The 15,609-nt window shown below is 70.8% G+C and carries 12 protein-coding genes, 4 tRNA genes and 1 other RNA gene; 7 read left to right on the forward strand and 10 right to left on the reverse strand.

Features of this window, described 5'->3' with window-relative positions:
• Nucleotides 1–109: 109 nt before the first annotated feature.
• Nucleotides 110–856 (reverse strand): hypothetical protein, encoded by a 747-nt coding sequence (locus tag OG285_RS17990; RefSeq protein ID WP_371791545.1) that lies wholly within the window; start codon nt 854–856, stop codon nt 110–112.
• A 288-nt stretch (nt 857–1,144) separates the two neighbouring features.
• Here OG285_RS17990 and OG285_RS17995 point away from each other — a divergent pair, with 288 nt between their 5' ends.
• Nucleotides 1,145–1,333, forward strand: a complete 189-nt coding sequence (locus OG285_RS17995; RefSeq protein WP_371791546.1) for a hypothetical protein — start codon at nt 1,145–1,147, stop codon at nt 1,331–1,333.
• 37 nt (nt 1,334–1,370) lie between these two features.
• Here the strand turns inward: OG285_RS17995 and OG285_RS18000 are convergent.
• Nucleotides 1,371–1,455 (reverse strand) — tRNA-Ser (locus tag OG285_RS18000).
• Between the two features lie 74 nt (nt 1,456–1,529).
• Between OG285_RS18000 and ffs the strand changes: the two genes are divergently transcribed.
• The 6 genes from ffs to OG285_RS18030 all read left to right on the forward strand — a co-directional run bounded on the left by ffs (nt 1,530) and on the right by OG285_RS18030 (nt 10,235).
• Nucleotides 1,530–1,624: signal recognition particle sRNA small type (gene ffs, locus OG285_RS18005), an RNA gene on the forward strand.
• A 68-nt stretch (nt 1,625–1,692) separates the two neighbouring features.
• Nucleotides 1,693–3,981: a DNA polymerase III subunit gamma and tau gene (locus OG285_RS18010; RefSeq protein ID WP_371791547.1), complete on the forward strand. Its 2,289-nt coding sequence runs from the start codon at nt 1,693–1,695 to the stop codon at nt 3,979–3,981.
• A 235-nt stretch (nt 3,982–4,216) separates the two neighbouring features.
• Nucleotides 4,217–5,467, forward strand: coding sequence for a phosphoribosylamine--glycine ligase (purD, locus tag OG285_RS18015; protein ID WP_356834928.1), 1,251 nt, complete (start codon nt 4,217–4,219; stop codon nt 5,465–5,467).
• 240 nt (nt 5,468–5,707) lie between these two features.
• A complete protein-coding gene (locus tag OG285_RS18020) occupies nt 5,708–7,384 on the forward strand; it encodes a hypothetical protein (protein WP_371791548.1) in 1,677 nt (558 codons plus the stop codon).
• Between the two features lie 368 nt (nt 7,385–7,752).
• A complete protein-coding gene (locus tag OG285_RS18025; protein WP_356834924.1) occupies nt 7,753–9,210 on the forward strand; it encodes a N,N-dimethylformamidase beta subunit family domain-containing protein in 1,458 nt (485 codons plus the stop codon).
• A 125-nt stretch (nt 9,211–9,335) separates the two neighbouring features.
• Entirely contained in the window at nt 9,336–10,235 is a 900-nt protein-coding gene (locus tag OG285_RS18030) for a phosphoribosylaminoimidazolesuccinocarboxamide synthase (protein ID WP_371791549.1), read from the forward strand.
• A gap of 175 nt (nt 10,236–10,410) precedes the next feature.
• Here OG285_RS18030 and OG285_RS18035 read toward each other — a convergent pair.
• The 8 genes from OG285_RS18035 to OG285_RS18070 all read right to left on the reverse strand — a co-directional run bounded on the left by OG285_RS18035 (nt 10,411) and on the right by OG285_RS18070 (nt 15,495).
• Nucleotides 10,411–10,483 (reverse strand) — tRNA-Gly (locus OG285_RS18035).
• A gap of 22 nt (nt 10,484–10,505) precedes the next feature.
• On the reverse strand, nt 10,506–11,234 hold the full coding sequence (locus OG285_RS18040) for a response regulator (protein ID WP_371791550.1): 729 nt from the start codon (nt 11,232–11,234) through the stop codon (nt 10,506–10,508).
• Nucleotides 11,231–12,625, reverse strand: coding sequence for a sensor histidine kinase (locus tag OG285_RS18045; protein WP_371791551.1), 1,395 nt, complete (start codon nt 12,623–12,625; stop codon nt 11,231–11,233). The genes OG285_RS18040 and OG285_RS18045 overlap by 4 nt, the downstream gene beginning before the upstream one ends.
• A gap of 228 nt (nt 12,626–12,853) precedes the next feature.
• Nucleotides 12,854–13,597, reverse strand: a complete 744-nt coding sequence (locus tag OG285_RS18050; protein ID WP_371793562.1) for an ABC transporter permease — start codon at nt 13,595–13,597, stop codon at nt 12,854–12,856.
• A gap of 170 nt (nt 13,598–13,767) precedes the next feature.
• The gene (locus OG285_RS18055; RefSeq protein ID WP_356834914.1) at nt 13,768–14,676 is read right to left on the reverse strand and encodes an ABC transporter ATP-binding protein; all 909 of its coding nucleotides are present in this window, start codon (nt 14,674–14,676) and stop codon (nt 13,768–13,770) included.
• Between the two features lie 115 nt (nt 14,677–14,791).
• Nucleotides 14,792–14,864, reverse strand: a tRNA-Gly gene (locus OG285_RS18060).
• 86 nt (nt 14,865–14,950) lie between these two features.
• Nucleotides 14,951–15,022, reverse strand: a tRNA-Gly gene (locus OG285_RS18065).
• 155 nt (nt 15,023–15,177) lie between these two features.
• Nucleotides 15,178–15,495 (reverse strand): Lsr2 family protein, encoded by a 318-nt coding sequence (locus OG285_RS18070; protein WP_356834912.1) that lies wholly within the window; start codon nt 15,493–15,495, stop codon nt 15,178–15,180.
• Between the last annotated feature and the right edge of the window lie 114 nt (nt 15,496–15,609).

A 15,609-nucleotide genomic window follows, 5' to 3' on the forward strand; every position in this document is an offset into this window, starting at 1 on the left:
CTGCCCTCAGGTGGGGAGGCCGACGGGGACGTACTTGCCCGGTGAGAGCAGTGGCGGGTGCGTCACGGAGGGCGAATTCAACCAGCCATGGCCGCTCCGGCGGCGGTCGTTATTTTCTCGTAGCTGCCTTCGCGGAGGCGTCCTGACAGGACTTACAGGGCCGGAGGCTCGTCATTTCCTTGGCGGTGGCGAGCCGGGGGCGGTTGATGATGCGACCGTCCTTGTCGAGGAAGAAGTGGCTGCATCCCAGTCTGTGGCGGGCTCGGGCGGGGGCACCGGTGGGGCCGCCGTCCTTCAGGCTGACCGGTTCATAGATGACGTTGATGTCAGGCCAGTAGCCGTGGGTGCGGTCGAACCAGGCGATGAAGTCGACGACGCCGCCGAGCTGGCGGACCCGCTCGTGCAAGGCGGTCTGGTCGTGCCCGCTGGCGAAGTGCTTGCCGGCTGGAATCGGTTCGTCGCATCCGCAGGCGCAGACTGTCTGCTCCTCGGGGGCGTTGAAGTACCCGATGGGGTTGCGCTGCGGCGGAATGGGCGAGGGCGCGCCGACGTAGGCGTCGTGCATCGGGTGGCCGGTGGTGAGGATCTCGCCGTGGATCACAGAGCGGCCCGAGCTTTGCCGTCCTGTGGTGGCGGGCTCGACGCGATCGATGGCGACGGCGAGTACGCCCCGGCCGTCGTGAGTGATCAAGGCGAAGCGTTCGCGTTGGGCACGTTCGCCGAGGTGCCAGGTGCCGTGCGTGGCGTCGTAGAGCGCCATCGGGCTCATGGTCGGGCCGTAGCCGATCCGGTCGCGTCCGAGTTCGTCCTCGGCGGGATCGATCGGCTGCTCGACGCCTGCACCAATTACGATCACAGCTACCTCCGTAGTGGATACCTTTAATGGCGGGGTGTATTAACTATAGGTCCCGCTGTGGTTACTTTGGTAGCCCCGGATGTGTATGTATTGGTGACAGGTGTGCCGGCGGCGACGCGTCAAACATGGACGTGACTTCGTGCCGCGCTGCGCGGCGTTGGCGAAGTGCGTCGCGGAGCCCGGCTGCCGGGCTCCGCGAATCCATGCGGCGGCCTGGTCGGCGCCGCCGCCGAGGTCTGCTCCTCATCGGGATTCCCGAACGGGTCGCGATGCAGACCATGGGGTGGCGTGCGCCGCGACGGTTGCCCGCTGCCGGCACGTCGCGGGCGGCATCCTGATGACGTCGCGCAGCGGTTGGGCGGTCTGATCCGGGAGGTGACCAAGGGCGACGATTCCAGCGGAACGGGGGGGGGGGGCGGCGAAGCCCGCATCGAGACCGTGGATGAGGCCGCGAACGACGAAGGTCCCGACCGGTGAACCGGTCGGGACCTTCGTCTGCCCTGCTGGGCCAGTGCGGAGGATACGAGATTCGAACTCGTGAGGGGTTGCCCCCAACACGCTTTCCAAGCGTGCGCCCTAGGCCACTAGGCGAATCCTCCGCGGCAAACAATACAAGACGTTGAGGAGTGCTAGCGAACTCGATTCCTGCCGGGTGGATCAGCTAGGGTGTGGGTCAGCCCCTCACGTGGCGCTATCTGACTGAACTCCCCCAGGGCCGGAAGGCAGCAAGGGTAGGTTGGCTCTGGCGGGTGCGTGGGGGGCCCTTTGCGTTCCTGACGTTCTCCGGGGCGTTCTCGGGGCGTGGGTTGTCGGTGGGCCCCGATAACCTCGTACATGTGTCGTCCCTTGCGCTGTACCGCCGCTACCGTCCCGAATCGTTCGCCGAGGTCATCGGGCAGGAGCACGTCACTGCCCCGTTGCAGCAGGCCCTGCGGAACAACCGGGTCAACCACGCGTATCTGTTCAGCGGGCCGCGCGGCTGTGGCAAGACCACCAGTGCCCGGATCCTGGCCCGCTGCCTGAACTGTGAGCAGGGGCCGACGCCCACGCCGTGCGGTGAGTGCCAGTCCTGCCAGGACCTCGCGCGCAACGGGCCGGGGTCGATCGATGTCATCGAGATCGACGCCGCTTCGCACGGTGGCGTGGACGACGCCCGTGACCTGCGCGAGAAGGCGTTCTTCGGGCCGGCGAGCAGTCGTTACAAGATCTACATCATCGACGAGGCGCACATGGTCACGTCGGCGGGGTTCAATGCCCTGCTGAAGGTGGTCGAGGAGCCCCCGGAGCACCTCAAGTTCATCTTCGCGACCACCGAGCCCGAAAAGGTCATCGGCACCATCCGGTCGCGTACGCACCACTATCCCTTCCGGCTTGTGCCGCCCAGCACCCTGCGCGACTACCTCGGCGAGGTGTGCGGGCAGGAGGGCGCCCAGGTCGCGGACGGCGTGCTGCCTCTCGTCGTGCGGGCCGGAGCGGGATCCGTGCGGGACTCCATGTCCGTCATGGACCAGTTGCTGGCAGGCGCGGGTGAGGAGGGTGTGACGTATGCCATGGCCACCGCCCTCCTCGGCTATACGGACGGGACGCTCCTCGACTCCGTCATCGACGCCTTCGCCTCCTCGGACGGAGCCGCCGCCTTCGAACTGGTCGACCAGGTCATCGAGCGCGGCAACGACCCGCGTCGCTTCGTCGCCGATCTTCTGGAGCGACTGCGCGACCTGGTGATCCTGGCCGCCGTGCCGGACGCGGGGGAGAAGGGGCTGATCGACGCTCCGGCGGATGTCGTCACGCGGATGCAGGCGCAGGCCTCCGTCTTCGGCGCCGCCGAGCTGAGCCGTGCGGCGGACCTGGTCAACACCGGGCTCACCGAGATGCGCGGCGCCACCTCCCCGCGGCTCCAGCTCGAACTGATCTGTGCGCGGGTGCTGCTTCCGGCCGCCTTCGACGACGAGCGCTCCCTGCAGGCCCGGCTGGACCGCCTGGAGCGCGGCGGCGCCTTCGTGCCCGGTGGGCAGGGGCCCGCCATGGGGTACGTACCGGGCGCCGAGGCGCATCCCACGATGGCTGCCCCGTCCGGAGGGGCTGCTGGGTCTGCCGGGCCCTCGGGGCCCGGCATGACGGTTGCGCCCGGTACGGGTCCCGCCGCCGCTCGTGCCGCGGCTCGAGGAGACGGCCCGGGTGCGGGGGCAGGCAGTGGTGCCGTGCCCGGTGCCGGTCCCACTGGTGCTCCTGCTCCGGCTCCCGCTCAGGCCGGGCCTCCTGCCGAGGCTGCGCATCCTCCCTCGGCCGCTCCATCCACTCCATCCGCTCCGCCCGCCGCTCCGGAGCAGCCCCCCGCCTCGGCCCCGGCCGCCCGACAGCCCGGCGCCTGGCCCGGTGCCGCCGCTCCCGCAGCCCGGTCCCAGTCCCAGTCCACCCAGCGCCCTGCCGGCAGCTGGCCGTCCGCCACCGCTCCGGGGCAGGGGCAGCCCGCTCAGGCAGCCGCGCCTGCCGCCCCGTCATCCGCGCCCCCCGCCGCACCCGCGCCCGGTATGGCCCAGGGCGCGGCGCAGGTGCGGAACATGTGGCCCGAGATCCTTGAGGCCGTCAAGAACCGGCGCCGCTTCACCTGGATCCTGCTCAGTCAGAACGCCCAGGTCGCCGGGTTCGACGGGACCACCCTCCAACTCGGCTTTCCCAACTCGGGGGCCCGGGACAACTTCGCGTCCAGCGGCAGCGAGGACGTACTGAAGCAGGTCCTCGCCGACCAGTTCCACGTCCAGTGGCGAGTCGACGCGATCGTCGACCCCTCGGGCGGTACGCAGCCTCCGGGCGGCAGCAATCACCCCGGCCCGGGTGGTTCCTCCCCTGCCCCGCAGCGTCCGGCGCCCCAGGCCGGAGGCGGTTCCGCGGCGCCCGGGCCGGTCCAGCAGCCGCCCGCCCCGGAGCCGCCGCAGCGCCAGCGGCCGCAGGCCTTCCGGGAGCCCGAGCCGCCACCGGTGCCGGACGGCCCCCCGCACGTCTCGCTGGAGGACGACACCCCCGAGGACGACGACCCCGACCTGGTCGACTCGGCTCTCTCCGGCCACGATCTGATCGTGCGCGAGCTGGGGGCGACCGTGGTCGAGGAGTTCACGAACGAGTAGGGGCCCGCGAACGGCGGGAGCGGCGGAGTGGCTGAGTGGCTGAGCGGGCGACGGCACCGCGCGTACCTCATGCACCGCGCGTAACTCATGCACGTCGCGTGCCTCATGCACGTCGTACGTCGCGTAGTACGTCGCGCACGTGGAGGAATCTACGAGCCCGCCCGTCCGCCGCTTTCGGCCTCCCGTACAAGGCCCGCGCCGGGCCGGTCCCGGCGCGCGGGCTAGGCTTCGCAGCGTGAAGGTCCTTGTCATCGGCGGCGGCGCCCGCGAACACGCCCTGTGCCGCTCTCTTTCCCTCGACCCCGAGGTCACCTCCCTGCACTGTGCCCCAGGCAACGCGGGCATCGCGGACGTGGCCGAGCTGCACGCGGTGGACGCGATGGACGGCGCGGACGTCGCCCGGCTCGCGGTCCGTCTCGATGCCGGGCTCGTCGTCGTCGGGCCCGAGGCGCCCCTGGTCGCCGGGGTCGCCGACGCGGTACGGGACGCGGGCATCCCGTGCTTCGGCCCGAGCCGGGAAGCCGCGCAGCTGGAGGGGTCCAAGGCCTTCGCCAAGGACGTGATGGCGGGGGCGAACGTCCCCACCGCCCGTGCCTATGTCTGCACCACTCCGGCGGAGATCGACGCCGCGCTCGATGCCTTCGGCGCCCCGTACGTGGTGAAGGACGACGGCCTCGCCGCGGGCAAGGGCGTCGTCGTGACCGAGGACGTCGCCGCCGCCCGCGCCCATGCGCTGGCGTGCGGCCGTGTGGTCATCGAGGAGTTCCTCGACGGCCCGGAGGTCTCGCTCTTCGCGATCTCGGACGGGGTGACCGTCCTCCCGCTCCAGCCCGCGCAGGACTTCAAGCGCGCGCTGGACGGCGACGAGGGGCCCAACACCGGCGGTATGGGTGCGTACTCCCCGCTTCCCTGGGCCGACCCGAAGCTGGTCGACGAGGTCATGCAGACCGTGCTCCAGCCGACCGTCGACGAGCTGCGCCGCCGGGGTACGCCCTTCGCGGGGCTGCTGTACGCGGGCCTCGCGATCACCTCACGCGGGGTACGGGTCATCGAGTTCAACGCCCGGTTCGGCGACCCCGAGACCCAGGTGGTGCTGGCCAGGCTGAAGACCCCGCTGGCCGGTGTCCTGCTGAACGCGGCCAACGGCACCCTCGACACGGTCCCCCGGCTGAACTGGCGCGACGAGGCTGCTGTGACCGTTGTCATCGCCTCGCACAACTACCCGGACACGCCGCGCACCGGTGACCCCATCGGCGGGCTGGACGAGGTGGCGGCCGAGGATGCGCCCCATGCGTACGTTCTGCACGCCGGCACCAGGCAGGACGGCGACGCGGTGGTGAGCGCGGGCGGCCGGGTGCTCTCGGTGACCGCGACCGGCGCCGATCTGGGCGAAGCCCGTGAGCGTGCGTACACCGCGCTGGGCAGGGTGCGGCTCGACGGGGCGCAGCACCGTACGGACATCGCTGCGAAAGCCGCAGCCATCTGACGGCTTGGCGTCAGCACCTTTACCCAAAGCCATTCCATCGAGTGACGGCTGACCCATCCGGATGACGCTTGCCCGGAGCCCAACTAGGGTGCGGCGCAGGCGTTCCGGCGTTCCGGCACTTGGCCCACCGGCATTGCGATGTCAGTGGCGGGTGCCACAGTGGGGGAGTGAGCAAAGCCGTCGCAGGGCAGAGGGGGGTGACGTCCAGCCGTGTCCGACAACCGTACGAGTGATGCGCGAGTGAATCCGCGTGCGAAGCGGGGTGCGCAGGGCGCACGCGCCCATGCGCTGGCCGTTCTGGCGGTCCGGGGCAGAGCGCTGGCCATCGCGCTGCTGCCGGCCGCGGTCGCGGTCGTGCTGCTGGCAGGCGGTGCCATGGGCCGTCTCAGCGGCGGAAGCTGGGACGTGGCGCGCTGGGTGGTGACAGGGTTCGCGCTGGTGGTGCTGGGGGTGGCCGCCGTCGTGGGAGCCGTGATCGCAAGGGCGGGACCTGCTGTCAGTCCGACGGTGGCCCTCACGGAGACATCCGCGCCCGATCTGCACCGGATGGTGCGGGACCTCGCGGACCGGCTCGACGTGCCCGTCCCGTCGGCGATAGCGCTGACGCCCGACTGCGACAGCTGGCTGGAGGACCGTTCGCACCCCGCCGCGCAGTCCATATCCGGCGGCCCGCTGGGCGTCGTGCGCGGAATGCGGTCGATACGTTCCCGCCGCGTGGCCGACGCCCCCGTGCTGGTCATCGGCTCGCCCTTCCTGTGGTGGATGCGAGTGGCCGAGCTGCGGGCCCTTCTCGCACCGGTCATCGCCGGTACGGGACCCTCCGCGCACCCCGACATCGCGGCCTCGCGCCGGTTCGTACGGGGTCTGGACGCGGCGGTCGCCGTCTCGTCCCGGGCCGGGCTCGGCCCGGTGCGGCGGGCCGCGTACGGCTTCATCGGCTGGACCGCGCGCCTGCTGCTGCGCAGCTGCCGCGGCCATGCGGCCGAGATGGAGCGCGGCGTCGCGGCTGCCGCCTCGGACCGTGCACAGGCTGTGGACTACGGGCTGCGGATCGTCGCCCAGGAGCAGGTGGGCCTGGCGTACGCGGGCTGGGACCGGCTGCTGACCAGGGTCGCGCTGCCCGCCTGGCGGATGGGCCGCTGGCCCTCCCGGCTCGACGCCGGAGTGGTCTCCGCGCTCACCGAACTGTCGCGCAGGGACCGTCTTGCCGAGGGCTTCACCTCCCGGCTGGGCGAGCGCCCCGCCTGCGACCTGCTGGAGGAGCCGGGAGCCGTCGACGCGGCCACCTCCCTCCTCGCGGCCAGGCTTTTCCACGGCGGCCCGGCCGACACCGGCCCCGACTGGTCCCCGGTGGACTGGCAGCAGTACCCGGAAGAGGTCGTCGACCGGAAATGGCGTACGGAGGCGGCCAGGCTGCACCGCGTCCTCGACCAGGTGGGCGTGCGTCGCGCGGCCGAAGCGGGTGCGGACGCGGTGGAGTCGGGCGACCCGACGCTGGCCCGCGTCCTGGACCACCTCGCGGCCGACGACACGGAGGCCCTGGCGGCCGCTGTCACCGCCGAGGTCGCCCGCGAGGAGGCCGCAGCGCCGACTCCCGTGCCGGGTGGCGCTCTGGAGGGCGAGGAGCTCTGGGACACCGGGGCGATTCCGCTCTTCCCGCTCCAGCCGCCCCGTACCGGGCGCGATCTGCTGGCCGACCACGTCACCGCGATGGTCTGCTGCGCGGCAGTGGACACGGCCGGAGCCGCACCCGGCCTGGACTGGCTGGACGGGCCCGCGCTGCTGGTGGGCGGGGAGCGCAGGGCGGACCTGGGCGGCCATGTGATGAGCCTGGTGGAGGACGGGGACGGGGAGTCGTTGCGGGGGTGGCTGACGGCGGTGGGGGTGCGTGCGGACAAGCCGGTACGCCTGGTCTGAGCGGGGCGGTGGCCCACCTGGGGCGGCCGCGTGGCGTGCGGCCAACCTGAGGCGGTCGTGTGCCGCGGCAGGCGCGGTGTGGCTCGCGTGGCCGGGAGCAGAGGACTCCGGGAGCCAGGAGCCCAGGGAGACGAGGCCGGTGATGGCCCATCCGGGCATTCGGGCATCCGGGCATCCGGACCGAATAACCGGATGATCTTGCCGGAACTTGCCCGGATTTCCCTGGATCATTCAACGAATTCGGTACTCTCCTCGCCAATTCGCGACGAACAGTGACGGAGTGAGTGCCTTATGTGATGTGCTGGGGCCGGTCGCTGACAGTCGGTGCATCACTGTTGTGCCTGAGCGGCCTAGGGAAGGGGACCCGCATGGGGGCGGAGCAGATCCGGCGATGGGAATCGGGGGCCCTCGCGCACGCCGTCTCGGATCCGTTCGGGCAGGGCCCGCTGCCCTGGCTTCGCGGCAGCGAGCACTACTTCGACGACACCGGTCACGTCGTCCCCTGGTACGCCCCGGACGCCGCGCACCACCGTTCCCCGGGCCCACGCACCGCCGACGACGTGAAGAAGCAGATCAAGGGGTTCGCGTCGAACGGCGCGGCCGCCCCGGGGGAGGCCATCGACTTCCATGTCACGGTCGACCCGCCCCAGCAGTTCTCCGTCGACATCTACCGCATCGGTCACTACGGCGGCGACGGCGCGGCGAAGATCACCACAAGCCCGCGGATCTCCGGGATCGTCCAGCCGGCCCCGCTCACGGCCGACCGCACGGTCTCCTGCCACCACTGGTGGCTCTCCTGGCGGTTGCAGATCCCCTCGTACTGGTCGATCGGGGCCTATGTCGCGGTGCTGACCACCGTCGACGGTTACCGCTCCCACATCCCCTTCACCGTCCGGGACAGCCACCCGGCGGATCTGCTCCTGCTCCTGCCCGATGTGACCTGGCAGGCCTACAACCTCTACCCGGAGGACGGGCACACCGGCGCCAGCCTCTACCACGCGTGGGACGGCGTGGGCCGGCTCCTCGGCGAGGAGGACGCCGCCACCACGGTCTCCTTCGACCGGCCCTACGCGGGCGCCGGCCTGCCCCTGCACGTCGGCCACGCCTACGACTTCATCCGCTGGGCCGAGCGCTACGGATACGACCTGGCCTACGCCGACGCCCGCGACCTGCACGCCGGGCGCATCGACCCCACCCGCTACCGCGGTCTGGTCTTCCCCGGCCATGACGAGTACTGGTCGGTGCCCATGCGGCGTACGACGGAGGCCGCACGCGAACACGGCACCTCTCTCGTCTTCCTCTCGGCCAACACCATGTACTGGCAGGTCGATCTCGGCCCGTCCCCCTCCGGCGTCCCGGACCGGCTCCTCACCTGCCGCAAGCGCCGCGGCCCCGGGAAGCCCACGCTGTGGCGCGAGATCGACCGGCCGGAGCAGCAGCTCCTCGGCATCCAGTACGCGGGGCGGGTCCCCGAGCCGAGCCCGCTGGTCGTACGGAACGCCGAGCACTGGCTCTGGGACGCGACCGGCGCGGGTGAGGGCGACGAACTCGACGGTCTGGTCGCGGGCGAGGCCGACCGCTACTTCCCGCGGACCGCGCTCCCGCAGCACGAGAGCCGGATCCTGCTCGCCCACTCGCCGTACGAGGACAGCGAGGGGGTCGTGCGACACCAGGAGACGTCCCTGTACCGCGCCCCGTCCGGCTCGCTCGTGTTCGCCTCGGGCACGTTCGCCTGGTCGCCCGCGCTGGACCGTCCCGGCCATGTCGACCCCCGGATCCAGCGCGCGACAGCCAACCTCCTCGACCGCATCTGCAAGCGCGACTGATCAGGCCGTCGGCCCGACACAGGACGCCGTCGGGCCGCGGGACGACCCTGGAGGGGCCCGCACGCAGGGCATACGGGAGAATCGACTCCGACCCCACCGCTTGGACAGAACCACGGGGAGGAACCGTGTCCGGATTCGTAGAAAAGCCCGAGCCGCTTCAGGTGCCGGGCCTGGTACACCTGCACACCGGCAAGGTGCGCGATCTGTACCAGAACGAGGCGGGCGACCTCGTGATGGTCGCCAGCGACCGTATGTCCGCGTACGACTGGGTGCTGCCCACCGAGATCCCCGACAAGGGCCGGGTGCTCACCCAGCTGTCGCTGTGGTGGTTCGACCAGCTCGCTGATCTCGTGCCGCACCACGTCATCTCCACGGACCTGCCGGCCGGTGCCCCCTCCGACTGGTCGGGCCGCACTCTGGTCTGCAAGTCGCTGCGGATGGTTCCGGTGGAGTGCGTGGCCCGTGGCTACCTCACCGGGTCGGGTCTGCTGGAGTACGAGGCGCACCGGACCGTCTGCGGTCTCGCGCTGCCGGAGGGACTGACCGACGGTTCCGAACTCCCCGCGCCGATCTTCACGCCTGCCACCAAGGCGGCCGTCGGTGACCACGACGAGAACGTGAGTTACGAGGAAGTCGCCCGCCAGACCGGCGCGGAGACCGCTTTCGATCTGCGCCGTACGACCCTCGACGTGTATGACCGGGCCCGTGGCATCGCACGCGAGCGGGGCATCATCCTCGCCGACACGAAGTTCGAGTTCGGTTACGACGGCGACCAACTCGTCATCGCTGACGAGGTACTGACTCCGGACTCGTCCCGCTTCTGGCCCGCTGCCGACTGGGAGCCGGGCCATGCGCAGCCCTCGTACGACAAGCAGTTCGTGCGCGACTGGCTGACGTCGGACGCTTCCGGCTGGGACCGCAAGGGCGAACTCCCGCCGCCCGCCCTCCCGCAGGAGATCGTGGACGCGACCCGGGCGAAGTATGTGGAGGCGTACGAGCTGCTGACCGGGACCCCCTGGTCGTAGCCGTGCCGTAACTGCGGTGGTGGCCGACGGCGCGGTGCCCGGTCGTGCGGGGTGGCCGCCGGTGCCGGGACCGGTCGCTCCGTGACCGGTCGGCCCGCGCAGCCCCGCCCACAGAACGCATGAAGAAGCCCCCGGCCGGAATCCGGTCGGGGGCTTCTCACTGGTCCTGCTGCTGAGCGGACGACCAGGTTCGAACTGGCGACCTCAACCTTGGCAAGGTTGCGCTCTACCAACTGAGCTACGTCCGCATGCGCTGTAGCGCGGGCACCACTATACCCAACCTCGCTCCCGTGCGAGACGCACCGCGGTATGACGGTTCTCCGCTCCCAGCTTCGACGCGGCCGACGACAGATAGTTGCGCACCGTCCCCTGCGACAGCGAGGCCCGCTCGGCGATCTCCGCGATCGGTGCACCGTCCGCCGCCAGCTCCAGCACCTCCACCTCGCGGGCGGTGAGAGGCGAGTCCCCCGCGGAGATCGCGTCGGCTGCCAACTCGGGGTCCACATAACGCCCTCCGGTCCGCACCGTCCGGATGATCTCTGCCAGCTGCTGTGCGGAAACCGTCTTCGGAACGAACCCCTTCACGCCTGCCGAGAGCGCCCGTTTGAGGTGGCCGGGCCGCCCATGGCTGGTGACGATCATGCAGCGGCACTCGGGGAGTGCGGTGCGCAGGGATGTGGCCACGCTCACACCGTCGGCCCCCGGCATCTGCAGGTCGAGCACCGCCACGTCTGGCTGGTGGGCTCGCGCCATGGCGAGCGCTTCGGGTCCGGACGCGGCTTGGGCCACGACCACCAGATCGTCCTCCAGCCCGAGCAGCGCGGCGAGCGCTCCCCGGATGAGGTGCTCGTCGTCCGCGAGCAGTACGCGTATGGGCGCGAAGGAGGGCGCGGGGGCCGCCGGAGAGGCGAGCCCCGGTGCGGGCGCGGGGGCCGTTGAAGGGATGGCTGCCGGTACGAGTGTGACCTCGGGTGCGGGTGCGGGTGACGGGTCGGTCATGCGGTGGCCTCTTCGGCAGATGCGGGCGGGGCGGAGTGAGGGGCTGCGGTGGAGGCGGGCGTGGCGGCGGACGTGGGTGTGGGAGTGGGCGGGTGAGTCTGGGCGGGCAGGTGATCCGTGGTGCGAGTGTCGGTGGGTGGTCGCGATCCGGTCTTCGGGCTGCCCGGTCCGTCGGTGAGCTCGGTGAGCGGTACCTCCGCGGTCAGCCGGAATCTCCCGCCAGGTGCCGGGCCGGCCGTCAGCGTCCCGTCCACAGCGGTCAGCCGCTCGCGCAGCCCCGCAAGCCCGGTGCCCGGAGTGGAGCCGCTGCCGCTCCCGCCGGCCGCTCCGTCGTTCTCGACGGTCAGGGTCGCGGCCGCGGCCGATCTGGCCACCGTGATGACGCAGCGCCGGGCGTCCCCATGGCGCAGCACATTGGTGGCCGCTTCCCGCACCACCCAGCCGAGCGCCGACTGCACGTCCACCGGGAGCCCGTCCGGCGGCCCGCTGACGGTGCACTCGATGCCGGCCGCCTCCAACACACCCTGAGCGCCCCTCAGTTCGGTGGTGAGATCAGCTTCCCGGTAACCCCGTACCACTTCACGCACCTCCCGCTGTGCTTCGTGGGCCATGCGCTGCACCTCGGTCATCTGGTCCACTGCCTCGGGACGCCCCCGCCGGGCCAGCTGTACCGCCAGCTCGCTCTTCAGCGCGATCACGGCGAGATTGCGCCCCATCACATCGTGCAGATCACGGCCGAACCGCAGGCGTTCCTCCGCGACCGCCAGCCGCGCCTCGACGTCCTTGGCCTGGTGCAGTTTCCACATCACGCCCAGGTGCCAGGCCGAGCAGCGGGTGGTGACGGCGTACCACGCGGGTCCGCCCACCATGCAGGCCATGCAGGCAGCGACGAGCCCCCGATCGCCGCCGAGCACGAGGACAGCCCCGCACACTGCCCCCAGCGCACCCAACTGCACCAGGGCGGACATCCGCTTCCGGACGATCAGACTGTGCGCCATCGTGAACGGCATCACAGCAGCGCACAGCAGTACCGCCAGACCCGGGAACTCCCGTAGCCCCACCTCCGAGGCGAGCACCAGAACAGCCGCCAGGTTCGTCACCATCAGACCCGCCCCGAAGGCCACCAGCCGCCGGGAGAGCGTGGCCTGGCCCAGATACTCGGCCAGACCACCGGACGCGAGAGAGGTGCAGTACACCCCCTGTGCGACCCCGAGAAGACAGGATGCGGCGATCAGCGCGGCGGGCGCCCCGGAGTGCCGGACCGGGCGCGTCACGCTGTACATGACCTGTAGGGCAATGGCCAGCCACAGCAGGGCGTATATCGTCGCGCGCGAATAGAGGTCGGCCTGCGCGAACCCGCCCCGCTTCCGCCATCCCCGTAGCCACTGCATCACGTACCCCTTGTCACTGGTGCTCTTGCCTGCCGGTGCTCTCCCGGTGCTCTCCGGTGCTCGCTGGTCGTCTCTGGCTGCCGACCACGGCCGGGTCGTGCCCGGCCTCTACCCAGCCCCGGCCTCTACCCAGCCCCGGCCTCTACCCAGCCCCGGCCTCTACCCAGCCCCGGCCTCACGCGCCCGGTCTCCGCCCCCCCGGCACCGCCCGCGGCCACCCGGCCACGGTCAGCGGCGTGGCTCCCAGCGGAACCACCGGCGTACAGCCAACACGGAGAGCACCGTCCAGGCCAACGCCGTCAGGACATGCCCGAAGGCGTTGGACGCGGACATCGACCCGGTCCAGGCGCCCCGCACCAGCTCCACCACCGGGGTCAGGGGCAGCAGCTCGCACACCGACGCCAGTCGGTCGGGAAATATCTCCAGCGGGACGAACACGCCCGAACCCGCCATCGTGGCCAGCATGAGCGGGATGACCGTCAGCTGAGAGGCCTCGGCTGACTTGGTGATCCCGGCCGTCGCCGCCCCCAACGCGGTCAGCATCACGACCCCCAGAGCGACGCCCGCGAAGAGGAGTTGCGGGGCAGGCGGCAGGCTCATGTCGAAGAACACCGCGCAGCCCGCGGTGAGGACGGCGCACTGCACCAGCGCGACGATCACCGAGGAGAGTGAAGCCCCCGCGAGTATTTCTGTGTCCCGCGCTTCTCCCGTGCGCAGCCGCTTGAGCACCAACTGCTCACGGCGGACCACCAGCACCCCCACCACGCCGTGGTGGAGAGCGAAGAGCAGGCTGAACCCTATGGCTCCGGGCAGCAGCATCGCGCCTGCCGTCAGCCCCGCCTTGTCCAGGGTCGCCTGGTCGGTCGTCGATGAAATCGTGAACGTCATCGCGACGGGCAGCACCAGCATGGTGAGGAGCGAGGCCTTACTGCGTCCCAGCAGGGTCAGCTCGGCTCGGGCGAGGGCCAGCATTCTGCCCGTACTGAACGTCCGTACCCGCTCGCCGCTCCCGCGCTCACCCCTGGCCCCCGCCCCGGCCCTGTCTCCTGGTCCGGTCCTGGCCCTTGTCGCGCCTTCCACCGCGGTCTGTTCCGCCGCTGTCTGCTCCACCACGCGCTCCCCCGTGCGTGCCCCCGTCGTGCTCACCGTGTGACCTCCTGCTTCTGTGCGATACCGAGAAATGCCTCTTCCAGCGAGGCCGACCGGACATCGAGCCCCCGCAGCTCGATCTCCTGGTCCCTGGCCCACAGCAGGAGTTCGGTGGCGGACCGCTGAAGCTCGTCGGTCCGCAGCTGGATCTCCCCGCCCGTGCGGACGTACGTCCCCAGTGGGGGCAGATCGCCGACCGCCATTCCCTCGGGCAGGGAGAAGGAGATGTGCGAGGGCTGTGCGGCCACCACCTCGTCCACCCGGCCTTCGGCCGCTATCCGGCCCTCGTGCAGGATCGCCAGCCGGTCGGCCAGCACTTCGGCCTCCTCCAGATAGTGCGTGGTCAGCAGGACCGTCGTACCGCTGTCGCGCAGCTCCCGCACCAACTCCCAGGTATCCCTGCGCCCTTCGGCGTCGAGACCGGTCGTCGGTTCGTCGAGGAAGAGCACCTCGGGGCGTCCCAGAAGTGCCATCGCCAGGTCCAGCCGCCGCTTCTCGCCGCCGGACAGCTGCTTCACCCGTATGGTCGACCGCCCGCCGAGTCCCACCATCTCCATGGCCTCACCGACCGGCCGTGCCCTGCTCGTGCAGCCCGCCCACATCCGGACCGTCTCGGCCACGGTCAGCTCGGGGGAGAAACCGCCTTCCTGGAGCATGACGCCGGTTCTTGGCCGGATGGCGGTGCGCTCGCGGTACGGATCGTGCCCCAGCACACGCACCCGGCCCCCGCTCGGCGGCGCCAGTCCCTCCAGGAGCTCCACCGTGGAGGTCTTTCCCGCGCCGTTCGTCCCCAGCAGCGCGAACAGCTCCCCGGCGGCCACGGAGAAGGAGATGCCTGCCACCGCCTCGTATCCACCGGCATAGCTGCGCCGGAGGTCTGCGACCTCAATCACATCTGTCATGCGTCCAGGCTGCCCCCGCCACGGGCCTCCGCCCGATGACATATGTCATCAGAGTGGAACCACGGAGAAGCCCCCGGTCGGAATCCGACCGGGGGCTTCTTCGTTCCTGCTGCTGAGCGGACGACCAGGTTCGAACTGGCGACCTCAACCTTGGCAAGGTTGCGCTCTACCAACTGAGCTACGTCCGCATATTGCATCCGACCGGCTTTCACCGGGCGGTGCGAACACCACTCTACCCGACGGTCCGAGTGGACCGGTCCGGAGAGGGATGCAGAGCGGGTGACAGGAATTGCACACTGCGCCTTCCCCCTGGAAGGGGGATGTTCTACTACTGAACTACACCCGCACGCTGCTTCGAACGGGGCCTTTCGGCCTCGCCCTTCGGCGTGCTCCAGACTCTAGCTGACCAGCAGGGGTGGAATGCAAGTCGGGCACTCCGAGGGGGAGTCGGCCAAGGTCCGAGGGGGCGTCGGCCAGGGCCGCCGACCGGCCCGGGGCGGGTCAGCCGGCCGCGTTGAACGCCTCGTAGACCTTCTTCGGGATGCGGCCCCTGGCCGGTACTTCCATCTTGTTGGACCGGGCCCAGGCGCGGACGGCCGCCGGGTCGGGTGCCACCGAGGTGTGCCGGTAGGCCTTGCCCGACTTCGACCGCTTTCGGCCCGCCTCCAGGAACGGCGCCAGTGACTTGCGCAGTTTCTTTGCATTGGCGGTATTGAGGTCGATCTCGTACGACTTCCCGTCGAGACCGAAGGTGACCGTTTCCGCCGCTTCTCCGCCGTCGATGTCGTCGGAGAGCGTGACCACTACTCGCTGAGCCACGGACTTCGGTCCTTTCCTTCGACATCGCCGCGCCCGCACGGTGTCACGCAGGCGTGCCGCCGTGTTGACGTGCTGCGATGTCGGCCTTGCGGCTGATTTTGAGTTACGCCAATT

Source organism: Streptomyces sp. NBC_01471 (genome assembly GCF_041438865.1).
Lineage (GTDB): Bacteria > Actinomycetota > Actinomycetes > Streptomycetales > Streptomycetaceae > Streptomyces.

What these genes read in the sequence shown, in the direction of transcription:
- OG285_RS18025 (WP_356834924.1), top strand. Translation starts at nt 7,753, where the DNA reads ATGGGGGCGGAGCAGATCCGGCGATGGGAATCGGGGGCCCTCGCGCAC.
- OG285_RS18040 (WP_371791550.1), bottom strand. Translation starts at nt 11,234, where the DNA reads ATGACCGACCCGTCACCCGCACCCGCACCCGAGGTCACACTCGTACCG.
- OG285_RS18045 (WP_371791551.1), bottom strand. Translation starts at nt 12,625, where the DNA reads ATGCAGTGGCTACGGGGATGGCGGAAGCGGGGCGGGTTCGCGCAGGCC.
- OG285_RS18050 (WP_371793562.1), bottom strand. Translation starts at nt 13,597, where the DNA reads ATGCTGGCCCTCGCCCGAGCCGAGCTGACCCTGCTGGGACGCAGTAAG.
- OG285_RS18055 (WP_356834914.1), bottom strand. Translation starts at nt 14,676, where the DNA reads ATGACAGATGTGATTGAGGTCGCAGACCTCCGGCGCAGCTATGCCGGT.